Consider the following 20,442-nt stretch of genomic DNA (forward strand, 5'->3'; position numbering starts at 1 on the left):
TTATCTTCGGCGGCTTGCCGCTTAAACGCAGAATCCAGGGTTATTTATGACGCGCTACATCTTCGTCACAGGCGGTGTTGTTTCTTCATTGGGGAAAGGTATTGCCTCAGCTTCATTGGCGGCTATTCTTGAGGCGCGTGGCTTAAAAGTCACCCTGCTAAAACTCGATCCGTACATTAACGTTGATCCCGGCACTATGAGCCCGTTTCAGCACGGGGAAGTTTTTGTCACCGAAGATGGTGCAGAAACCGACCTCGATTTAGGTCATTACGAGCGATTTGTAAATACCACGATGACGCAAAACAACAACTTCACCACTGGCCGTGTGTATGAAGAAGTCTTGCGTCGTGAGCGTCGTGGCGATTACCTCGGGGCCACTATTCAAGTCATTCCGCATATCACTGATGAAATCAAGCGCCGCATTATTAAGGGTGCCGGTGATGCAGATGTGGCGATGGTGGAGATCGGTGGCACGGTCGGTGATATCGAATCACAACCGTTTTTAGAGGCGATTCGCCAGTTGCGTGTTGAAGTCGGCGCTAAGCGCGCCATGCTAATGCACTTAACCCTGGTGCCGTATATCGCCACTGCTGGTGAAACCAAAACTAAACCGACCCAGCACTCTGTTAAAGAATTACGATCCATTGGCTTGCAGCCTGATGTGCTGGTGTGCCGCTCTGATCGTGCGATTGATATTTCTTCACGCCGTAAAATTGCCTTATTCACTAACGTTGAAGAGCGTGCAGTGGTGAGCTTGCCTGATGTGGATACCATTTATAAAATCCCCGGTATTTTACACAGCCAAGGGTTAGATGACTTTGTTATGGAGCGCTTTGGTTTAGAGTGCGACGGTGCTGATTTATCTGAGTGGGATCGAGTGATTGATGCCAAGCTCAACCCCAAGCAAGACGTCACCATTGCCATGGTTGGTAAATATATGGAGTTGCTCGATGCTTATAAATCGCTTATCGAAGCGATGAGTCATGCCGGCATTGAGACGCAAACAAAAGTTAAAATGCTCTATATTGACTCCGAAGATCTAGAGAACCAAGGCGTTGGGCTGTTAGAAGGCGTTGATGCGATTCTGGTGCCTGGTGGTTTTGGTTTGCGCGGCGTAGAAGGAAAAATTCAAGCGGTGCAGTATGCGCGTGAAAATAAGATTCCATACCTCGGCATTTGCTTAGGTATGCAAGTTGCGGTGATTGAGTTTGCGCGTAATGTGTTGGGCTGGAAAGATGCCAACTCGACAGAATTTGACAAGCACAGCGAACACCCAGTGGTGGGTCTGATTTCTGAGTGGCAAGATGCTGATGGCAGTCTTGAGCAGCGCAGCGCAGATGCCGATATTGGTGGCACCATGCGCCTTGGCGCGCAGCAGTGTCACTTAACCCCAGGCAGCTTGGTGCATAAAAGCTATGGCCAAGATTCTATTGTTGAGCGGCACCGTCATCGTTACGAAGTTAATAATCAGTTATTACCGCAGTTGCTTGATGCTGGCCTGCAAGTCTCGGGTCGCTCGGAAGACGGAGCACTGGTAGAGGTGGTTGAGGTTGCTGAGCATCCGTGGTTTGTTGCGTGTCAATTCCACCCTGAGTTTACTTCAACACCGCGCGGCGGACACCCGCTGTTTAAAGACTTTGTTGAAGCGGCGTTGGCGTATAAGGCAGACAAGGCATGAGCCAAAAAATTATTCGTGTTGCTGATATTGATATCGCCAATGACAAGCCCTTTGTTTTGTTTGGCGGTATCAATGTAATTGAGTCACGTGATTTAGCCATGCGCGCTTGTGAAGAATATGTGCGTGTGACTGAAAAGCTTGGTATTCCTTATGTATTTAAAGCCAGCTTTGATAAGGCCAATCGTTCGTCAATTCACTCATTTCGTGGGCCGGGTCTTGATGAAGGGCTTAAAGTGTTTGAGGAGATCAAGCGCACCTTTAATGTACCGGTGCTGACTGATGTGCACGAGCCCTACCAAGCACAGCCTGTGGCTGAGGTTTGCGATATTATCCAACTGCCGGCATTTTTATCGCGCCAAACTGACTTAGTCGTCGCCATGGCAAAAACTAATGCTGTTATCAATATCAAAAAAGCCCAGTTTTTAGCCCCGCATGAGATGAAACATATTCTCACTAAGTGCGAGGAAGCGGGTAATGATCAGTTGATTCTATGTGAGCGCGGCTCGGCATTTGGTTACAATAATCTTGTGGTTGATATGCTTGGTTTTGGCATTATGAAAGAATTTGAGTACCCAGTATTCTTCGATGTTACTCACTCGTTACAAACGCCTGGTGGCCGTGCTGATTCAGCCGGTGGGCGTCGTGCTCAGGTAACTGAGCTGGCTAAAGCGGGTATGAGCCAAGGTTTAGCTGGACTGTTTTTAGAGGCGCATCCTGATCCTGATAATGCTAAGTGTGATGGCCCTTGTGCCTTACGCTTAGATAAGCTGGAACCGTTTTTAACGCAACTCAAGCAGTTAGATGATTTGATTAAAAGTTTCCCAATAATTGAAACAGCTTAAGGCGATGACTTCATTTTAAGTTTGACCCAATACAGTACGGAGCGTGCAGAACAATGGCAAAAATTATCGACATCAAAGGTCGTGAAATCTTAGATTCTCGTGGTAACCCTACGGTTGAAGCCGATGTTATTTTGGAAGACGGCAGCATTGGCAGCGCGTGCGCACCTTCGGGCGCTTCGACAGGTTCGCGTGAAGCGCTAGAGTTGCGCGATGGCGATAAAAACCGTTATTTAGGCAAAGGCGTGCTCAAAGCTGTTGCCAATATCAATGGTGCAATCCGCGAGTTATTAATCGGTAAAGATGCAACGGATCAGCAGGCACTTGACCGTGCAATGATTGAGCTGGATGGCACTGATAACAAAGCCACACTTGGCGCTAATGCCATTTTAGCGGTGTCATTGGCTGCTGCTAAAGCCGCCGCTCAAGCTAAAGGCATGCCCTTGTACGCACACATAGCTGAGCTCAATGGCACACCGGGCGTGTACTCAATGCCCGTACCAATGATGAATATCATTAATGGCGGCGAGCATGCCGATAACAACGTTGATATCCAAGAGTTTATGGTACAGCCGGTTGGCGCCAAAACCTTTTCAGATGCTTTGCGTATGGGGACAGAAATCTTTCACCATCTCAAAGCTGTTTTACAAGCACGCGGTTTAAGTACATCGGTGGGTGATGAGGGTGGTTTTGCGCCAAACTTAGCGTCTAACGAAGATGCCCTTGCTGCCATTGCTGAAGCTGTGGCCAATGCTGGTTACACTCTGGGTGACGATGTGACTTTAGCCCTGGACTGCGCTGCCAGCGAGTTTTATAAAGACGGTCAGTATGATTTAGCCGGCGAAGGTCAAACATTTGATGCGCAAGGTTTTACTGACTACTTAGCGGGCTTAACCGAGCGCTTTCCGATTATTTCCATAGAAGATGGTATGGATGAATCAGATTGGGCGGGCTGGAAGCTGCTCACGGATAAGATTGGTGAAAAAATCCAGCTGGTTGGTGATGATTTGTTTGTCACCAATACTAAGATTTTGCAGCAAGGCATTGATACACAAACCGCTAACTCAATTTTGATTAAATTCAATCAAATTGGCACCTTGACGGAAACCTTGGAAGCGATTCAAATGGCTAAAGCAGCTGGTTTTACCGCGGTTATTTCACACCGCAGCGGTGAAACTGAAGATGCTACAATTGCTGATCTTGCCGTGGGTACGGCGGCGGGCCAAATTAAAACTGGCTCACTGTGCCGCTCGGATCGCGTGGCTAAGTACAACCAACTGCTACGCATTGAAGAGCAGTTGGCTGGGCAAGCCCCTTATCGCGGGCGCGCAGAGTTTCGCGGTTGATGTGCAACCTCTGTAAGCGATGCGTGTCACAGACTCTGTGATGTTCAAAGGGCAGCCATATCAGCTGCCCTTTTCTATGGAACGCTATGATGAAAAAAGAACCCTACTGGTTGTTAGTCGTACTGCTCGTGATGTTGATCGGGTTGCAGTACCGTCTGTGGTTGGGGGATGGCGGTGTCGCGCAGGGCGTGCAGCTTAAGCAACAAATAGCTGAGCAAAAAGCTGAAAATGAGCGCTTGTTTGAACGTAACCGTGTGATGGATGCTGAAGTAATGGAGCTGAAAAAAGGCATGGAGACTGTTGAGGAGCGTGCCCGTCACGAGTTGGGAATGGTCAAGGAAGGGGAAACTCTATTCTTGCTGACCGAATGAGCTTGCCGTCTTTTTGGTTGGTCATTCCAGCTGCTGGAATTGGCAGTCGTATGCAAGCTGCCTGCCCCAAGCAATACTTAAGCGTGGCTGGGAAAACTATTCTTGAGCGCACTTTAGAGTGCTTTTTAGAGCACCCTAGTGTGCAAGGTATCGTTTTAGCATTAGCTGAGCACGACCGCTGGTGGCCGCAATTAAGTCTTGCTGTACACCCACGCATTAGTACGGTCGTGGGTGGCGCAGAGCGTGCTGATTCAGTGCTCAATGCCTTGCTGGCACTGCCCGGCAGGGGCGCAAAGGCAGATGATTGGGTCTTGGTGCATGATGCAGCGCGCCCCCTGTTAACGCGCGAAGATTTAGATCGCTTGTTGACCCGATTAGCTGCTGACCCTGTTGGTGGTTTACTGGCTGTGCCGGCGCGCGACACATTAAAACATGTCAGTGCTGACGGCTGTGTTTTAAAAACGATTGATCGCAGCGTTATCTGGCATGCTTTGACACCACAGATGTTTCGTTTGGGCCTATTGCAGCATGCGTTAGCTGCTGCGTTACAAGCACAGGTTGCCGTCACCGATGAGTCTTCGGCGATGGAGTGGGCAGGCTTTACCCCGCGTGTTGTTGAAGGGCTTGCGAGTAATATTAAAATCACCTGCCCAGAAGATTTGCTGCTGTTGTAAGGTCGACTGTATGTGTTGCTCGTGTAATGCATGCATAGAATGTGAGTGCGCTCACCTTTAAGTTGCATTGTGTCTTTTCTACTTGAGCACCTGCCAACAGCGTCACAGTGTTTGATTTAGGTTTTGTTATAGTAAAACTTGAATCTTCAATGCAATGTCTACACGCCTTGCCTGTATTTAATAGAGAGAATTCATGCGCTTACGAAATAAACCACAGATGGTTGAGGCCGTGATGTTCTTTGCGGACCAAAAAATCTCTAAGCAAATGCTGTATCCAGAATTTGAGGCGGTGCTTGATGGTGTCGTTAACATGCCTGAATTCACAGATCAGCAGATGCATGCGGTTTATGTGTTGATCAATCCACGACTCTTGGTCCGTTCATTGGTTTTCTTTTATATCGACTTTGATGAAAAAGGTGCTGTTGACCCCAGCTGGAATATACCTTTGCGTCATTTGGCTGAGCGAGCAGGGCGTGGACCTGATTTAGGCGCAGGGCCGATTCGCTTAGCGTGTCGCAGTCAGACATCGGTACCTTGGCATCAGATGCATTTGTGGGACCCGGATTTATCACCTAAAAACAATCATTTGTTGATGATTCGTGATGCGGTTAAAAGAAACACACTCAGTCTATTGTTTGAAGAGACGCACGAGCATTTTTTTGCCACAGAACAGTTCACTGTTGCTGCTGAGGAGCGTTGGGATTCAGCTTCCCAGGTGGCTGTTGATACGCAGGCTGCTGATCGAGAAAAAGATCAAGAGCAACGTAAAAAAGCGGCGCAAATTATTAAGCAACAGCGTTTGCGTATCAGTACCTTAGAGGCACAGCATGAGGAGCAGCTGGCAGCGCTTCGTTTGCAGCACCAAGGTGCGCTGACTGCACAGCAGCAACGTGCGCTTGAGCTAGAAAAGCAGCTGGCCCAGCAGGAGTCGCTGAACAGGCAGCTCAAGCAGCAGTTATCAGTCCAAGCTGATAATTTAGAAAACTTACGCGCTGATTTACAAGCCCGTTTACGTGCTTTTGAGCAGCACGAGCGCGAAGCAATGGATTCGTTGCGGCAACAGTTTGAGCATGAACTGCAAGCTCGGATTGCAGTTGCAGTGGTTGATTATAAAGAACAGGTTGCCATTCGAGATGTAGAAGTCGCCTACAAAGCTGAGCAGGCAGCGCAATTAAACAATGAACTGCTGCAGCTTAAGCAACAGTTGCAAGAGCAAGCTGGGCAAAGTGGTGAGCAGATTTTAGAGCGACTCAGCCGTTCTGGCGTGGTTTTTGTTGCCTGTCACCCAGGGGTTGGACATATTACGATACCGCTGAAGGATATGACGTTTTATCAACAAAAACAGCGCGAGTATATTGCTAAAAAATGTGCAGTCAGCGAAGAACAATATACGCGATGGCTAGCGCATTATGAAAATCCTGTATGTTCTATACAGCTTGATGACCATGCTCAATGTGGTTTGCCATTAGCGCGGGAAAACAAACCCAGTAGTTTTGTTGATGGCGTGACAGATCGCTGTTCTAAACATAAGAGATTTTAGTTTGCAGTTGTTGCTACGAAATAAATAGCGGCCTGATCTATGTTGACCGGAGTATGCAAGCGCATGAGTCATTACTTAAGCCCAGCACAGCTAAAAAGCTTTGTATCGTTAAGCGAGCTTTCTGCTCAGCAGTATTCTGATATTCAAACGCAGTTAACTATTTTGCCTTTTTTGGCGGGGCAAATTGTAGTCTCTGCGCAAGACAGCATGCAGACCACTTGTTTTTTGCTCTCAGGTGACGTGTTTTATCAGCCCAGTCAAGGTGATGAGCTGTATATAGAAGCGGGCAGTGCCGACAGTCAGTATGCACTGCCAGAAAATGCCGCCCAACCTTATACGTTAACAGCTGCAACTGATTGCAGTGTGGTACTGGTTGATCGTAAGCATTTGGCACGATTGCTGACTTGGCAGCAGTCTTTACAGCATTTACTGCTGGAGTTTGAAGCTGATGGTGAAGATATTGAATGGCTATCGGTGTTATTAGATAACCCGCTATTTTCTCGTGTCCCTGCCGCGAATATTCGAAAAATTGTAAAGCGTTTAAAGGTTTTAGAGTTAGCTAAAGGCACGCATGTTGTTATTGAGGGTGAGCAAGGGGAGCGCTGTTATTTTTTACGCCACGGCAGTGCGCAGGTCAGTCAAAACATTGACAATCAAACCCATATCTTAGCGCAATTGACCGTGGGGGCATGTTTTGGTGAAGAAGCACTGCTTAGTAATGCGCCGCGTAATGCGACCGTTACCCTGCTAGCTGATAGCCAGGTGTTGTATCTTGAGCGAGCTGAATTTTTAGCACTATTGAAAGCACCGGTCACACAAGAAATAGCATTTTCAGATGTTGGGGATCTGCTAAAGCAGGGGGCGCAGTGGCTGGATGTGCGCCGTTTTGATGAGTATGAGCGTGCTCATGCAGCACAGGCTTTGCATATGCCCTTAGATTTGTTGCGTTTAAAAACGCGCATGCTTGAGAGAAATAAAGTGTATCTGTGCTATTGCGATAACGGTAAACGTAGTCAGAGTGCAGTGTTTTTACTGACGCAGTTGGGTTTTCAAGCCTATGCCTTACGTGATGGCGTTGACGTGTTATCAGTGATGCCGCGGAGTGCTTTTTTATGTGAGCAAGGCTCTGGCTATGTACTGCACTGCGGTGGGCGCGTAGAGCGCAGTATTTAAATTTGGCCAGCTTGGAAAAGCATTTTTAACAGTTGTTGCTTATTTCTTTGCCATTGGGGTAAACACGTATCCACTGACACCCTGTGGTATCTCATCTATTACGCCGCCAGAATTTAAAAAGTGGGTAATTTGTAAATGTAACGACTCACTGCTTTGTTGTGCGCTTTGCTGCTGGCGTTTTTGGTTTGAACCCTTCACTCGTGTATTTGACATAGTGCTACTCGGCTGTAATACAAGGGGTGTATAAACCAGCTTACACTGATTTGCCGATAGGTATTGACATATATCGTGCGGGTTGCAGAGCAAGCGAACGGTGGTTTCTGCTATGCTCTGTGTCTGTAGAATATCTGGAGAGTGAAATGATTAAGTCTCGCGCTGCGGTTGCTTTTGGTCCGGGCCAACCTTTGCAGGTTGTTGAAGTTGATGTGGCGCCACCAAAGGCCGGTGAAGTGCTGGTGCGTATTGTCGCCAGTGGCGTGTGCCACACTGATGCGTTCACTTTGTCTGGTGATGATCCAGAGGGTATATTTCCCGTTATTTTAGGCCACGAAGGTGGCGGTATTGTTGAGGCGGTGGGTGAAGGTGTGACGTCACTTGCAGTGGGTGATCATGTGATTCCTTTGTACACTGCCGAATGCCGCACCTGTAAGTTTTGTACGTCGGGTAAAACGAATTTATGCCAGTCGGTGCGTGAGACTCAAGGTAAGGGCTTAATGCCAGATGGCAGCAGCCGCTTTTCCTATAAAGGAGAACCCATTTTTCACTATATGGGCACTTCGACTTTTTCTGAGTACACCGTTGTTGCTGAAGTATCGTTAGCAAAAGTTGCTAAAGACGCACCGCTAGAAAAAATCTGCCTATTGGGTTGCGGTGTCACCACGGGCATCGGTGCTGTCCTTAATACCGCAAAGGTTGAAGAAGGTGCAACGGTTGCGATCTTTGGTTTGGGTGGCATTGGCTTGGCAGCGATTATTGGTGCGAAAATGGCCAAAGCCAGTCGCATTATCGCCATCGATATCAATCCTGAAAAATTTGCTATTGCTCGTGAGCTCGGTGCGACAGATTGCGTCAACCCTAAGGAGCATGAGCAACCGATTCAAGATGTTATCGTTGCAATGACCGATGGCGGCGTGGATTATTCTTTTGAGTGCGTGGGTAATGTGCAGTTAATGCGTGCCGCGCTTGAGTGTTGCCATAAAGGTTGGGGCGAGTCAGTGATTATTGGTGTTGCCGGTGCGGGGCAAGAAATTAGTACTCGGCCATTTCAGTTGGTGACGGGCCGTGTGTGGCGTGGCAGTGCCTTTGGTGGGGTGAAAGGACGCACTGAATTGCCTGGCTATGTTGCTAAGTCGCAAAGTGGTGAAATTCCGTTAGATACCTTTATTACTCATACTATGGGTCTAGATGACATTAATAGTGCATTTGATTTAATGCACGAAGGCAAGAGCATTCGTAGCGTTATCCATTTTTAATCATCAACCACAGATGTCGAGGCAGATCGGCATATGCGCGTGTTTGCCTTGATTATTGTCTTTGGAGTTAATTATGTCTTTACAAAAAATATCATCAAACAAAGTGTTTGGTGGGCAGCATGTGCGTTATCAACACCAATCTGCTGTACTCAATTGCAGCATGCAATTTGCTGTGTATTTACCACCGCAAGCTGAGCAGGGCAAAAAGTTACCTGTACTGTATTGGTTGTCCGGCCTTACCTGTAATGATGAGAATTTCATGCAAAAAGCCGGTGCATTAAAAACCGCAGCTGAGTTGGGTTTAATTATTGTGGCACCGGATACCAGTCCGCGTGGCGCAGGCGTTCCAGATGATCCTGAGGGTGCTTGGGATTTTGGTTTAGGTGCGGGTTTTTATGTCAATGCCACGCAAGAGCCGTGGTCCAAACACTACCGTATGTATGATTATGTGGTGGATGAGCTGCCTGCATTAATTGATAAGCACTTGCCTGTTTCAGATAAGCGCAGCATCAGTGGTCACTCAATGGGTGGGCATGGTGCGCTGATTTGTGCATTGCGTGAGCCGCAGCGTTATCAGTCAGTGTCAGCCTTTGCGCCTGTGTGCCAGCCAACACAGTGCCCTTGGGGCGAAAAAGCGTTTTCTAATTACCTAGGCTCGCAGCGTGAGACGTGGATGGAATGGGATGCCAGTGCGTTAATTGTTAAGGCCACACAACATTTGCCGATGCTGGTTGATCAAGGTGATGCTGATAACTTTTTAGTGGAACAGCTTAAGCCCGCAGCGCTACAAGACGCAGCCGAGCGCGCTGGTTATCCACTGACCTCACGGATGCAACCGGGCTATGATCACAGCTATTACTTTATCGCTAGTTTTATTGATGAACACTTGCGCTTTCATGCGCAGGCATTGACTGCGTAATGAGCCAAGGCTAATTTGCAGGCTATTTAGGTGTGCGCTGTTAAATCTGTGTAGAATGACGCCTGTTTTTAATAGCAAGGTAACAGCATGCGTATAGGTCATGGCTATGATGTACATCGCTTCCAACCCGGTAACTTTATTACCTTGGGCGGTGTACAAATTGCACACGATAAAAGTTTTGTAGCGCACTCGGATGGCGATGTTTTACTGCATGCGCTGACCGATGCGCTATTGGGTGCAGCAGCACTCGGAGATATTGGTAAGCACTTTCCGGATACTGATCCAGCTTATAAAGGTGCAGACAGCCGTCAATTGTTGCGCAATGTTGTGGCTTTACTCGAGCAGGCTGGCTGGCGGGTAGGTAATGTGGATAGCACTGTTTTAGCACAGGCGCCGAAAATGGCACCGCATATTGCTGCAATGCGTGAACATATTGCGGCAGACCTTGGTATCGCATTGGATCAAGTCAATGTGAAAGCCACCACCACTGAAAGCTTAGGTTTTGTTGGCCGCGAAGAAGGCATTGCTGCACATGCCGTGGTGGTACTGGTCAGGCGATGAATAGTTTAGAGTTGCTTGGCCCACTAGCTTGGGGTGAGCCGTGCGGCACAGCACAGCTCAAAGCCAGCGCAGAAGACTTTCAAGTTGATGAAGTGTTGGATATTGCCTTGTCCGGCAGCGGCGAACATCTGTGGCTATGGGTTGAGAAACGCCTGCTCAATACTGAAGAAGCAGCGCGACGTCTGGCGAAAGCGGCGGGTGTATCATTACGCAATATCAGCTACGCTGGCTTAAAAGATCGTCAAGCCTTAACTCGGCAGTGGTTTAGTATCCATTTACCGGGTAAGAGTGATCCACAGCTGAGTGATGCTGAAGGTGAAGATTTACGCATCCTAGATCGCCAGCGCCATAGCCGTAAATTACAGCGTGGGGCGCATTCGGCCAATGGTTTTACCATTCGCCTAACGGATTTAAAAGCTGATCGAGCGGCGCTTGAAGCGCGTCTGCAGCTCATTGCAGCGCAAGGCGTGCCTAATTATTTTGGCTTGCAGCGCTTTGCTGAAAATGGCAATAACCTCTTAGGTGCGCTGGAGTACGCGCAGCGCAATGAGCTACCGCAACAGCGTAATTTACGCTCACGCTTATTATCAACCGGGCGCAGTGCTCTGTTTAATCGTGTACTGGCACAGCGGGTTAAAAACCAGACGTGGAATAGTGCTCAAGTCGGTGATGTTTTAGCTTTTACCGGCAGTCGTAGTTTTTTTATTGCAGGTCTTGATGACTGTGATGATCCCCGTTTAGCCCAACTGGATGTACATCCGACTGGCCCGCTATGGGGTGATGGGGATATGCCCAGTCAAGGGCAAACTCTACAAGAAGAGCAGCACGTGGCAACGATTTGGCCCGAGCTATGTGTATGGCTCGAGCGTGCAAACCTGAAGCAAGAACGGCGAATTTTACGCTTGCCTGTGCGTGATTTGAGCTGGTCATACCCGTCAAATGATTGCTTGCAGCTTCACTTTATTTTGCCTGCGGGTTGTTTTGCGACAGTGGTGTTGCGTGAATTAGTTGATCTTTTATCGGTGACTGAGGCGGTGCATGCGTGCGAATCTTAATTGCTAATGATGATGGTGTGAATGCACCGGGTTTATCCGCTTTACATGCAGCGCTGAATGATTACGCCAAGTGCTCAATTATCGCGCCTGAGCAAGACTGCAGCGGTGCTAGCAGCTCACTGACCTTAGATCGTCCTTTGCACCCACAAACCCTAAGCAATGGTTATATCAGCTTAAATGGTACACCGACAGACTGCGTACATTTAGGATTGAACGGTTTGTTGCCTGACAGCATGGACATGGTTGTTGCGGGGATTAACTTAGGTGCCAACTTAGGCGATGATGTATTGTATTCAGGCACTGTTGCTGCTGCTTTGGAAGGGCGGTTTTTACAGCGCCCATCCTTTGCATTCTCATTGTTATCACGTCAGCCAGATAACTTAGCCAGTGCCGCGTGGTTTGCACGGCGCTTGATTGAGGCGCATGAGGCGTTACCGCTGGCTGCGCACACGGTGTTTAATGTTAATGTACCGGATTTACCACTTGAGCAAATTAAAGGTATTAAACTGACCCGCTTAGGGCATCGCGCGCGCGCGGCAGCCCCGGTGCGCACAGTGAATCCTCGTGGTAAAGAATGTTATTGGTTAGCCGCTGTTGGTGCGGTAGAAGACGGCGCAGAAGGAACTGATTTTCATGCTGTGTCGCAGGGTTATGTTTCGATTACGCCGTTGCAATTGGACCGTACATTCCATCCGCAATTGCAGAACGTTAAGCAGTGGCTGGAGGATGTATTGTGAGTTTTCAGCAGGATAATTTACTTCGCGGCGGGATTGGTATGACCTCGCAGCGCACTCGAGAGCGTTTGATTCAACGCCTGAGTGATGAAGGGCTCAGCAATTCGCAGGTGTTGGATGTGATTCGTCGCACACCGCGCCACCTCTTCGTAGATGAAGCGCTGTCACACCGTGCTTATGAAGATACTGCTTTGCCGATAGGCAATAATCAAACCATTTCTCAGCCCTATATTGTTGGTCGTATGACTGAGTTGCTGCTGGCTGAAGGGCCGTTGGATAAGGTTTTAGAGATTGGTACAGGCTCGGGTTATCAAACAGCTGTGCTTGCGCAATTGGTTGAACGGGTGTTTACAGTTGAGCGTATTCAATCGTTGCAAGAGCGGGCTAAAGAGCAGTTGGCGGAACTCAATTTGCGTAATGTTGTGTACCGCTGGGGTGATGGCTGGGACGGCTGGAACGCTTTAGCGCCTTACAATGGCATTATTGTGACTGCTGGCGCTAAAGATGTACCGCCAGCGCTGCTTGATCAGTTAGCGCCCGGTGGACGCTTGGTGATTCCTGTCGGTGAAGGCGATGACCAGCAGCTTTTATTGATTGTTCGTGAAGAAGAAGGCTTTGTGCATCGAGTCATCGAAGGTGTTCGTTTCGTCCCTTTGTTAAGCGGGGCCTTGGCGTGAAGAGTAAAGCCCTTTTGTTTTTAAAAGGTGTAGCAATGGGGGCTGCCGATGTTGTGCCGGGTGTATCTGGCGGTACCATTGCATTCATTACTGGTATTTACGATGAGTTGCTAACGGCTTTATCACGCATACCAGAAGCTGCTTGGCTGCTGCTGCAAGGGCAGGTCAAGCGTGCTTGGCAGCTGGCCAACGTGAATTTTTTATTGATTTTGTTCTCTGGGATTTTGCTCAGTATTTTAAGTCTTGCGCGTTTAATCACTTGGCTGCTAGAGACGCAACCGATTGCGCTATGGTCGTTTTTTTTCGGTTTAATTTTAGTATCCTGCTATTTGGTTGCGCGTGATATTCAGCGCTGGCATCTTAGCCGCTGGCTCAGTTTTGTTGTAGGGGCTGGTTTTGCTTGGTGGATTACGGTTGCCGCGCCGGTGGTCTGGGGAACGGATCCTTTGAGTTTATTTGCCGCAGGCGCTATCGCTATTTGTGCAATGATTCTGCCTGGAATTTCTGGCAGCTTCATTTTGCTGTTGATGGGTTTGTATCCAACAGTTTTATTGGCGGTTAAACAATTGGATGTGAGTGTTTTGATGGTATTTGCAGCAGGCTGTTTGTTTGGCTTGTTAGCCTTCGCGCGGGTATTGCGTGCTGCGTTACAGCATTTCAGAGACCTAACTTTGGCTTTGTTAACAGGGGTGATGTTTGGTTCTTTGAATAAAGTATGGCCCTGGAAAAGTACTTTAAGTTGGCGTATTGATAGTCATGGCAGCGAAGTGCCTTTACTTCAAAAAAATATTTCACCGTGGCAGTTTGCAGATATGTTTCAAAGCAATGCGCAGTTGCTTCCTGCCTTGCTACTGATGCTAATAGGTGTTGTGTCAGTCATAGGTATTGAGCGCTATGCAGGCAAATGAATATATTGCAGAGCACAGTTAAATCGTCAAGGAGTCAGGCGTGAAGCCAGTTCAATTGATCGTAGCACACATCAAAAAAATCAATATAAGATGCTTAGCAGCTCTCTTGCTGAGTATTGTATTGGTGGGTTGCGCTGGAACATCGGGTAAAGCGCCTGTAGTTGATCGCTCACACGCTGCAAAGCAGCGACAATACAGCCCCGTGACCAGCGGGCACTATGTTGTAAAACGTGGCGATACGTTGTATTCAATCGCCTTTCGTTTTGGCTGGGATTGGAAAGCATTAGCAGCACGCAATGGCATTCGAGCGCCTTATGTAATTATGCCAGGTCAAGTCATTCGCTTTTCTGCAACTTCTAAAGCGCCCGTTGTAGCTAGAAAAAGCACACCACAAACAACTCAAAAACCTGTGTCAACAACGAAAAGTAAACCTGTTGCTGCCGCTAAACCTGTGAAGCCTGTCACATCTGCGCAACAAATTTCAAAGCCAGTAGTAGCGCCAGGATCGCAAGGCAAATGGCTTTGGCCTACGGATGGGACGCTGGTTGGGCGATATTCTTCAAACACTAGTTTGAATAAAGGTATTGATATTGCTGGAAAGCTTGGACAACCTATTATAGCAACTGCGGATGGCAGTGTTGTTTATGCTGGAAGCGGTCTTCGCGGGTACGGTGAACTGATCATCATTAAACACAATGATACGTTTATTAGTGCCTATGGACATAATCGGCGTCTACTGGTGAATGAGGGACAGACAGTTAAAGCAGGGCAGAAAATTGCAGAAATGGGATCTACTGGAACAGATCAAGTTAAAGTGCACTTTGAGATTCGCCGTCAAGGCAAGCCGGTTGATCCACTGCAATACCTACCCAAGCGATAGCCCGTAGGTTGTTTCAGACACAGTAGAAAAGGTTGCCGCAGTAAGCAAAATACTGCTGTGAACACTGTGCTAAGGAATAGGTGGAAGGGAATGCGACTAAAGGATTTAGTGCTGAATTTAGATGCGACAAATGATGTGTCTGGTCAATATGACGTAGCTGTTAAAACGCCATATCAGGTGACCACAATAAAACAGGGAGAAAAAGTCAGCAATAGCAACAGTAGGGATGCTAGAAACTTAGATGCAACACAGATGTATCTTGATGCTATAGGAATGTCACCTCTGCTCACTGCCGAACAAGAGGTTGCTTATGCACGCCGAGTTGTGCAAGGTAGTGATGCCGCACGTAAGCGAATGATTGAGTGCAATTTACGTTTAGTTGTTAGTATTGCTAAGCGCTATCAACACCGAGGCCTAGCACTTTTAGATTTGATAGAAGAGGGTAACTTAGGCCTGATCCGTGCTGTCGAGAAGTTTGACCCTGAGCGTGGTTTTCGTTTTTCAACCTATGCCACATGGTGGATCAGGCAAGCAATTGAGCGCGGGATAATGAATACTGCACGGGTTGTGCGCTTACCTGTGCATGTGGCTAAAGAACTCAATGCCTATTTAAGAGCAGTTCGTGAGCTTACCCAGCAAGCGGGTGAGACGCCCAGTCTAGAGAAGATCGCTTCACACTTGGGTCTTTCATGTGATTATGTGCAGCAAATGCATGAATTCAATGAGCACGCGTTATCATTAGATGCGGCTAATAGCACTGATTCAGATGTGAATTTACTGGAAACATTAGTGGATGATAATCATGTTGATCCGGGTGATTTCGTTCAGCGTGAAGACTTGGCCATCAGTATTGATCAATGGGTGTCTGCATTGCAGCAGCGCCACCGTGAAGTTGTGCTGCGTCGCTTTGGTTTGCGTGGTTATGATTGCCAAACCTTGCAGGAAATTGGTGATGCTATGGGTTTAACACGTGAGCGTGTCCGGCAAATTCAGGTGGATGCTTTAGCGCGTTTACGGCAGGTTTTGGAAGCCAATGGCCTGTCCAGTGAGCTATTATTTAATTGATAAAAACTAAACTCAGCAGTCGTGGTCAATTATCTAGATGTGTACGGCTGTTGAGCGTTGCCAGGCTTATCGCAGTCTGCTATTTGCGTTAAACTGTGCGTTATATATAAGGTTTTGACTTATTAAAGGAATCTATCATGCATTACGTGACACCTGATCTATGTGACGCTTACCCCGATGTCCAAGTTGTTGAGCCGATGTTTGCTAACTTCGGTGGACGTGATTCATTTGGCGGTGAAATTGTCACGGTGAAGTGCCACGAAGATAACTCGTTGGTTAAAACACAGGTCGGACTACCTGGTCATGGTAAAGTGATGGTAGTCGATGGCGGTGGCTCTCTGCGCCGTGCTCTGTTGGGAGATATGTTGGCTGAAAAAGCTGCACAAAACGGCTGGGCTGGCATTATTGTTTACGGCTGTGTGCGCGACGTTGATGTTTTAGCGCAAACAGATTTGGGTATTCAAGCCTTGGCCAGTCACCCAATGAAAACCGATAAGCGTGATATTGGTGATTTAAACGTTGTGGTGACGTTCGCTGGCGTTACATTTCGTCCTGGAGCGTATGTATATGCTGATAACAATGGCATCATTGTTTCTGAGACAGCGCTTAGTATGCCGCAGCAATAAACAACCATGCAGCATTCTGATCGACTCAGCCAAGGCTTATTACATGCGTTTGTCTTGGACGGCAAAGGCTCTGCACAGGCCATTACCTCAGCAGACTTAGCACAATTGCAGCTGACTGAGCAGCAAACGCTGTGGTTACACTGGGAGCGCAGTCATCAGCATGCGGAACAGTGGCTACGTGAAAGCAGTGGTTTAAATGAGTTTGCCTGTGATCTTTTGCTCGAGGAAAACACGCGGCCACGCTTATTGCGTTTAGAGGGGCAAGAGCTGCTGTTGTTTTTGCGTGCAATTAACCAGTTGCCTGACGCAGAACCTGAAGACATGATTTCTTTGCGTCTGTTTGCTAATGCGAAACACATCTATTCGTTACGCCAGCGGCCTGTGCAGGTCACTGATGAACTGATTAAAGCCTTTAGTAAAGGTTTTGGCCCTAGAAACACCTCGGAGGTGTTGCTGTTTTTTGCGCAAAGTTTAACGGATCGTGTTGAAAGCAGCGTAGAACAGTTAGCCGATACTGTAGATCAAGAAGAAGCAAGTACCGACAATGATAAGCGTTATGCCCCAGCGCTGTTACCTTTGCTGCAGGCGCGTCGGCGCGCAGCTAATTTACGACGGTTTTTAGCGCCGCAAAGGGATGTCTTTGCGATGCTCACGCACAGTCAAGAAACATGGTTTATGGCTGACGACGGGCTGTATTGGAATGAGCTCAATAACCGACTTATGCTGCACCTTGAAGAGCTTGAGTTAACCCGCGAGCGCATTGGCTTGGTTTTAGAGACCGAGCATCGGCGCCGTAATGAGCGTATGAGTCATACCATGTATATGCTAGCTATTATTACTGGTTTTTTCCTGCCGTTGACATTTGTAACGGGCTTACTGGGTATCAATGTGGGTGGTATTCCTGGTGCAGAGCAACCGCATGGGTTTTTAATTGCTTGTGCACTGCTTGGTGTTTTAGCCGTTGGTCAGTGGCTATTTTTTCGTTGGCTGCGTTGGGTATAATTAGACGTTAACTCAAGCTGCTCCCCTAGATCTGTATACTCTTATACCCATACGGCAATTACGCACACAGGATTGGTACATTATATGAATGAAGATCCTTTTGAGCAGTCGCTGCGCGATATGCTTAAAGCGCCAGAAACACTGGGCAGTGATGATGTTTCGCTAGATAGGGTGTTGAAAAAAGCGAATCGACAACAAGGTGCAGGTGCTATTTTCGGCTTGTTTGGGCGTGCCCTTGAGTCTGTTTTAATTGGCATAAACAATGGCTCTGAGCACTTAAAGCCTATTTCGAATTTATCTGACAAACACACTGCAAACAAGGCTGATTAACTATGCAACTTGATTCTTGGACACAAAATTTAGTAGGTGCGATGAGTGGCTTATGGGTCAAAATAGCCAGCTTTATTCCTAATTTATTTGGTGCTTTAGTTTTAGTTATTTTAGGCTTTGTCGTGGCCAAGTTGCTGGACACGCTACTGTCTAAACTGCTTGCGAAAATAGGGCTGGATCGCTTAATGAGCGGCACTGGTTTGACTAAGTTGTTAGCACGCATTGGTGTTAAGGCGCAGGTATCAACGCTGATCGGCAAGATCGTATATTGGTTTGTACTGTTAATCTTTTTGATATCTGCAGCTGAGTCGTTAGGGCTTGAGCGTGTTTCTGCAACCTTAGACGTGTTGGCTTTATATGTGCCTAAAATGTTTGCCGCCGCTTTGGTATTGATTGCCGGTATTTTGTTGGCACAACTGCTCAATACTATGGTCAAAGGTGCTGCCGAAGGTGTGCGCATGGAGTATGCCGCAGGCTTAGGGCGTATTGTGCAAGGCATGGTGATTATCATCAGCGTTTCGGTAGCCATTGGCCAGCTCGAAATAAAAGCAGAATTATTGAACTATGTCGTTGCAATTGTTCTATTAAGTATTGGCTTAGCTTGCGCGTTAGCGTTGGGCTTAGCGAGTAAAAATATAGCCGGACAAATCATTGCTGGAATTTACGTGCGGGAGTTGTATGAGCTTGGCCAAGATATTCAGGTTGATGGCGTGCAAGGACGTATTGAAGAAATGGGCACTGTAAAAACAATCTTGGTTAATGAGGCAGGCGAGTGGTTTTATATTGCCAACCGAGTGATGCTTGAGCAAAAAGTAACAAGCCGCTAAGGTTTTTAACGAGGTTGGGTGACGATGCTGTATGTCGTCGTTTGCAGCATTTATTTTGATAGCTGGTTTGGTTTGTTTTGACTGACATTAAAGTGCCTCATCAACGTTATATACCGCAAAATCTCAGTGATGAGGAACTTGTGGAGCATGCAAAGAACGAACTGTTCCATGTGACGCGTGCGTATGAAGAGTTAATGCGTCGTTATCAGCGCACTTTGTATAATGTGTGTGCTCGGTATTTGGGCAATGATCGTGATGCAGATGATGTCAGCCAAGAAATTATGCTTAAAGTATTTTACGGTTTAAAAAAGTTTGAAGGTAAATCCAAATTTAAAACTTGGCTGTACAGTATTACTTACAATGAATGCACAACGCAGTACCGCAAGGATCGACGTAAAAGACGTTTATTTGATGCTCTGAGTTTGAACCCGCTCGATGAAGAGGTTGAGCCAGAACCAGTAGACGCTAACAGCAGCGATTTAGACCGCTGGTTAGTTGGTGTTAACGCCATTGATCGAGAGATTATTATTTTGCGCTTTGTCGCAGAACTTGAGTTTAAAGATATTGCAAGTATTATGCACTTAGGCTTAAGTGCAACAAAAATGCGCTATAAACGCGCAATAGATCGACTACGTGAAAGCTTTCCGCCTATAATGGGTGGTTGACCGTTTCATGGTGTGCTATGCAGTGTGTATAGCGCTTTATGAAACTAAATTATAATGAGGGATAAATATTATGAAATTGAAAAGCACTTTGGGTTTGGCCATTGGTTCTCTGCTTGCTGCATCTTCCTTCGGCGTATTCGCTCAAGGCCAAGGTGCTGTTGAAGCAGAAGTATTCGCTAAGCGTTACTTCACCGATAGCTACCGCGATATGGACGACGGCAACCTCTACGGTGGTTCTGTTGGGTATTTCTTAACTGATGATGTTTCATTAAACCTTTCATATGGTGAGTACAAGAGCCTGAATCATGATCATCCGGGCACGCAAAGCAGAAAAGCGCGCGGTAGCTTAACCTCGCTTGATGCTGTGTACCATTTTGGTACGCCAGGTGTTGGTCTGCGTCCATACCTGTCAGCAGGTTTGGGTCACCAGAGCCTAACCCAAAAGCCAGTTTCAGGTCGTGACCGCACAACGTTTGCCAACATTGGCGCAGGTGTGAAGTACTACGTCACTGAAAACGTATTTGCTAAAGCAGGCGTAGACGGCGTACACGGTTTTGATAACCACCAGTCAGAGTGGATGGCCGGTGTTGGTATTGGTGTGAACTTTGGTGGTAAGCCAGCTGCTGCGCCTTATGTTGAGCCAGTAGTAGAAGTGCCAGTTGAGCCAATTGTTTACGAAGAAGTAGCCGCAGAGCCTGTACGTGTTGAGCTGGATGTTAAGTTTGACTTCGACAAGTCTGATGTTAAACCAGACAGCTACAGCGATATCGAAAACCTCGCTGAGTTTATGAAGCAGTTCCCACAAACAGCAACGACTGTTGAAGGTCATACTGACTCAGTTGGTAACGCTGCGTATAACCAGAAGCTGTCTGAGCGTCGTGCTGCAGCGGTACGTGATACATTGGTTAACCAGTATGGCGTAGAAGCTGAGCGTATCAACGCAGTAGGTTATGGTAAAGACCGTCCTGTTGCTGATAACGCAACCCGTGAAGGCCGTGCGATTAACCGCCGTGTAGAAGCATCTGTAGAAGCACAACCTGAGTAATCAGTCTGTGTCATTAAAAAACCCCAGCTAGCTGGGGTTTTTTAATGGTTAAAAT

At 47.4% G+C, this 20,442-nt stretch carries 22 protein-coding genes; all 22 read left to right on the forward strand.

Features of this window, described 5'->3' with window-relative positions; all coding sequences use genetic code 11:
• The first annotated feature begins 46 nt into the window (after positions 1–46).
• Entirely contained in the window at positions 47–1,678 is a 1,632-nt protein-coding gene (locus FXF61_RS04535) for a CTP synthase (protein WP_151184139.1), read from the forward strand.
• The gene (kdsA, locus tag FXF61_RS04540; RefSeq protein WP_151184140.1) at positions 1,675–2,520 is read left to right on the forward strand and encodes a 3-deoxy-8-phosphooctulonate synthase; all 846 of its coding nucleotides are present in this window, start codon (positions 1,675–1,677) and stop codon (positions 2,518–2,520) included. The genes FXF61_RS04535 and kdsA overlap by 4 nt, the downstream gene beginning before the upstream one ends.
• Positions 2,521–2,573: 53 nt before the next feature.
• Entirely contained in the window at positions 2,574–3,863 is a 1,290-nt protein-coding gene (eno, locus tag FXF61_RS04545; RefSeq protein WP_151184141.1) for a phosphopyruvate hydratase, read from the forward strand.
• Between the two features lie 89 nt (positions 3,864–3,952).
• Positions 3,953–4,234, forward strand: a complete 282-nt coding sequence (ftsB, locus tag FXF61_RS04550) for a cell division protein FtsB (RefSeq protein WP_151186009.1) — start codon at positions 3,953–3,955, stop codon at positions 4,232–4,234.
• The gene (gene ispD, locus FXF61_RS04555; protein ID WP_151184142.1) at positions 4,231–4,908 is read left to right on the forward strand and encodes a 2-C-methyl-D-erythritol 4-phosphate cytidylyltransferase; all 678 of its coding nucleotides are present in this window, start codon (positions 4,231–4,233) and stop codon (positions 4,906–4,908) included. The genes ftsB and ispD overlap by 4 nt, the downstream gene beginning before the upstream one ends.
• A gap of 193 nt (positions 4,909–5,101) precedes the next feature.
• A complete protein-coding gene (locus tag FXF61_RS04560) occupies positions 5,102–6,448 on the forward strand; it encodes a chromosome partitioning protein ParA (protein WP_151184143.1) in 1,347 nt (448 codons plus the stop codon).
• A gap of 63 nt (positions 6,449–6,511) precedes the next feature.
• Positions 6,512–7,621, forward strand: coding sequence for a cyclic nucleotide-binding domain-containing protein (locus FXF61_RS04565; RefSeq protein WP_151184144.1), 1,110 nt, complete (start codon positions 6,512–6,514; stop codon positions 7,619–7,621).
• 359 nt (positions 7,622–7,980) lie between these two features.
• Positions 7,981–9,093 carry an S-(hydroxymethyl)glutathione dehydrogenase/class III alcohol dehydrogenase gene (locus tag FXF61_RS04570; protein WP_151184145.1) on the forward strand — a complete coding sequence of 371 codons (1,113 nt, stop codon included), beginning with the start codon at positions 7,981–7,983 and terminating at the stop codon, positions 9,091–9,093.
• A 73-nt stretch (positions 9,094–9,166) separates the two neighbouring features.
• The gene (gene fghA / locus FXF61_RS04575) at positions 9,167–10,012 is read left to right on the forward strand and encodes an S-formylglutathione hydrolase (RefSeq protein ID WP_151184146.1); all 846 of its coding nucleotides are present in this window, start codon (positions 9,167–9,169) and stop codon (positions 10,010–10,012) included.
• 87 nt (positions 10,013–10,099) lie between these two features.
• Positions 10,100–10,573, forward strand: a complete 474-nt coding sequence (gene ispF, locus FXF61_RS04580; RefSeq protein ID WP_151184147.1) for a 2-C-methyl-D-erythritol 2,4-cyclodiphosphate synthase — start codon at positions 10,100–10,102, stop codon at positions 10,571–10,573.
• The gene (gene truD / locus FXF61_RS04585) at positions 10,570–11,628 is read left to right on the forward strand and encodes a tRNA pseudouridine(13) synthase TruD (RefSeq protein ID WP_151184148.1); all 1,059 of its coding nucleotides are present in this window, start codon (positions 10,570–10,572) and stop codon (positions 11,626–11,628) included. Before ispF ends, truD begins: the two co-directional genes overlap by 4 nt.
• On the forward strand, positions 11,616–12,365 hold the full coding sequence (gene surE, locus FXF61_RS04590; RefSeq protein WP_151184149.1) for a 5'/3'-nucleotidase SurE: 750 nt from the start codon (positions 11,616–11,618) through the stop codon (positions 12,363–12,365). The genes truD and surE overlap by 13 nt, the downstream gene beginning before the upstream one ends.
• Before the next feature lie 38 nt (positions 12,366–12,403).
• Complete coding sequence (locus tag FXF61_RS04595) at positions 12,404–13,039, forward strand: protein-L-isoaspartate(D-aspartate) O-methyltransferase (protein WP_178087333.1); 636 nt, start codon at positions 12,404–12,406, stop codon at positions 13,037–13,039.
• A complete protein-coding gene (locus FXF61_RS04600; RefSeq protein WP_151184151.1) occupies positions 13,036–13,947 on the forward strand; it encodes a DUF368 domain-containing protein in 912 nt (303 codons plus the stop codon). Before FXF61_RS04595 ends, FXF61_RS04600 begins: the two co-directional genes overlap by 4 nt.
• Positions 13,948–13,987: 40 nt before the next feature.
• On the forward strand, positions 13,988–14,827 hold the full coding sequence (locus tag FXF61_RS04605) for a peptidoglycan DD-metalloendopeptidase family protein (protein WP_256663503.1): 840 nt from the start codon (positions 13,988–13,990) through the stop codon (positions 14,825–14,827).
• 90 nt (positions 14,828–14,917) lie between these two features.
• Complete coding sequence (gene rpoS / locus FXF61_RS04610; RefSeq protein ID WP_151184152.1) at positions 14,918–15,892, forward strand: RNA polymerase sigma factor RpoS; 975 nt, start codon at positions 14,918–14,920, stop codon at positions 15,890–15,892.
• Between the two features lie 137 nt (positions 15,893–16,029).
• A complete protein-coding gene (gene rraA / locus FXF61_RS04615; RefSeq protein ID WP_151184153.1) occupies positions 16,030–16,518 on the forward strand; it encodes a ribonuclease E activity regulator RraA in 489 nt (162 codons plus the stop codon).
• A 6-nt stretch (positions 16,519–16,524) separates the two neighbouring features.
• Positions 16,525–17,520 carry a CorA family divalent cation transporter gene (locus FXF61_RS04620; RefSeq protein WP_151184154.1) on the forward strand — a complete coding sequence of 332 codons (996 nt, stop codon included), beginning with the start codon at positions 16,525–16,527 and terminating at the stop codon, positions 17,518–17,520.
• 84 nt (positions 17,521–17,604) lie between these two features.
• Complete coding sequence (locus tag FXF61_RS04625) at positions 17,605–17,850, forward strand: CrfX protein (protein ID WP_151184155.1); 246 nt, start codon at positions 17,605–17,607, stop codon at positions 17,848–17,850.
• Positions 17,851–17,852: 2 nt separating this feature from the next.
• A complete protein-coding gene (locus tag FXF61_RS04630) occupies positions 17,853–18,677 on the forward strand; it encodes a mechanosensitive ion channel domain-containing protein (protein WP_151184156.1) in 825 nt (274 codons plus the stop codon).
• Positions 18,678–18,754: 77 nt separating this feature from the next.
• Positions 18,755–19,342 carry an RNA polymerase sigma factor SigX gene (gene sigX, locus FXF61_RS04635; RefSeq protein ID WP_151184157.1) on the forward strand — a complete coding sequence of 196 codons (588 nt, stop codon included), beginning with the start codon at positions 18,755–18,757 and terminating at the stop codon, positions 19,340–19,342.
• A gap of 70 nt (positions 19,343–19,412) precedes the next feature.
• On the forward strand, positions 19,413–20,387 hold the full coding sequence (locus tag FXF61_RS04640; protein WP_151184158.1) for an OmpA family protein: 975 nt from the start codon (positions 19,413–19,415) through the stop codon (positions 20,385–20,387).
• Positions 20,388–20,442: the final 55 nt, after the last annotated feature.

The sequence above is a fragment of the Pseudomonas sp. C27(2019) genome (genome assembly GCF_008807395.1).
Lineage (GTDB): Bacteria > Pseudomonadota > Gammaproteobacteria > Pseudomonadales > Pseudomonadaceae > Denitrificimonas.

Coding starts and splice junctions, on each gene's coding strand:
- kdsA (WP_151184140.1), top strand. CDS start 1,675: ATGAGCCAAAAAATTATTCGTGTTGCTGATATTGATATCGCCAATGAC.
- FXF61_RS04565 (WP_151184144.1), top strand. CDS start 6,512: ATGAGTCATTACTTAAGCCCAGCACAGCTAAAAAGCTTTGTATCGTTA.
- ispD (WP_151184142.1), top strand. CDS start 4,231: ATGAGCTTGCCGTCTTTTTGGTTGGTCATTCCAGCTGCTGGAATTGGC.
- rpoS (WP_151184152.1), top strand. CDS start 14,918: ATGCGACTAAAGGATTTAGTGCTGAATTTAGATGCGACAAATGATGTG.
- FXF61_RS04570 (WP_151184145.1), top strand. CDS start 7,981: ATGATTAAGTCTCGCGCTGCGGTTGCTTTTGGTCCGGGCCAACCTTTG.
- FXF61_RS04560 (WP_151184143.1), top strand. CDS start 5,102: ATGCGCTTACGAAATAAACCACAGATGGTTGAGGCCGTGATGTTCTTT.
- ftsB (WP_151186009.1), top strand. CDS start 3,953: ATGAAAAAAGAACCCTACTGGTTGTTAGTCGTACTGCTCGTGATGTTG.
- FXF61_RS04620 (WP_151184154.1), top strand. CDS start 16,525: ATGCAGCATTCTGATCGACTCAGCCAAGGCTTATTACATGCGTTTGTC.
- fghA (WP_151184146.1), top strand. CDS start 9,167: ATGTCTTTACAAAAAATATCATCAAACAAAGTGTTTGGTGGGCAGCAT.
- FXF61_RS04535 (WP_151184139.1), top strand. CDS start 47: ATGACGCGCTACATCTTCGTCACAGGCGGTGTTGTTTCTTCATTGGGG.
- eno (WP_151184141.1), top strand. CDS start 2,574: ATGGCAAAAATTATCGACATCAAAGGTCGTGAAATCTTAGATTCTCGT.
- ispF (WP_151184147.1), top strand. CDS start 10,100: ATGCGTATAGGTCATGGCTATGATGTACATCGCTTCCAACCCGGTAAC.
- FXF61_RS04630 (WP_151184156.1), top strand. CDS start 17,853: ATGCAACTTGATTCTTGGACACAAAATTTAGTAGGTGCGATGAGTGGC.
- FXF61_RS04595 (WP_178087333.1), top strand. CDS start 12,404: ATGACCTCGCAGCGCACTCGAGAGCGTTTGATTCAACGCCTGAGTGAT.
- truD (WP_151184148.1), top strand. CDS start 10,570: ATGAATAGTTTAGAGTTGCTTGGCCCACTAGCTTGGGGTGAGCCGTGC.
- FXF61_RS04640 (WP_151184158.1), top strand. CDS start 19,413: ATGAAATTGAAAAGCACTTTGGGTTTGGCCATTGGTTCTCTGCTTGCT.
- FXF61_RS04625 (WP_151184155.1), top strand. CDS start 17,605: ATGAATGAAGATCCTTTTGAGCAGTCGCTGCGCGATATGCTTAAAGCG.
- rraA (WP_151184153.1), top strand. CDS start 16,030: ATGCATTACGTGACACCTGATCTATGTGACGCTTACCCCGATGTCCAA.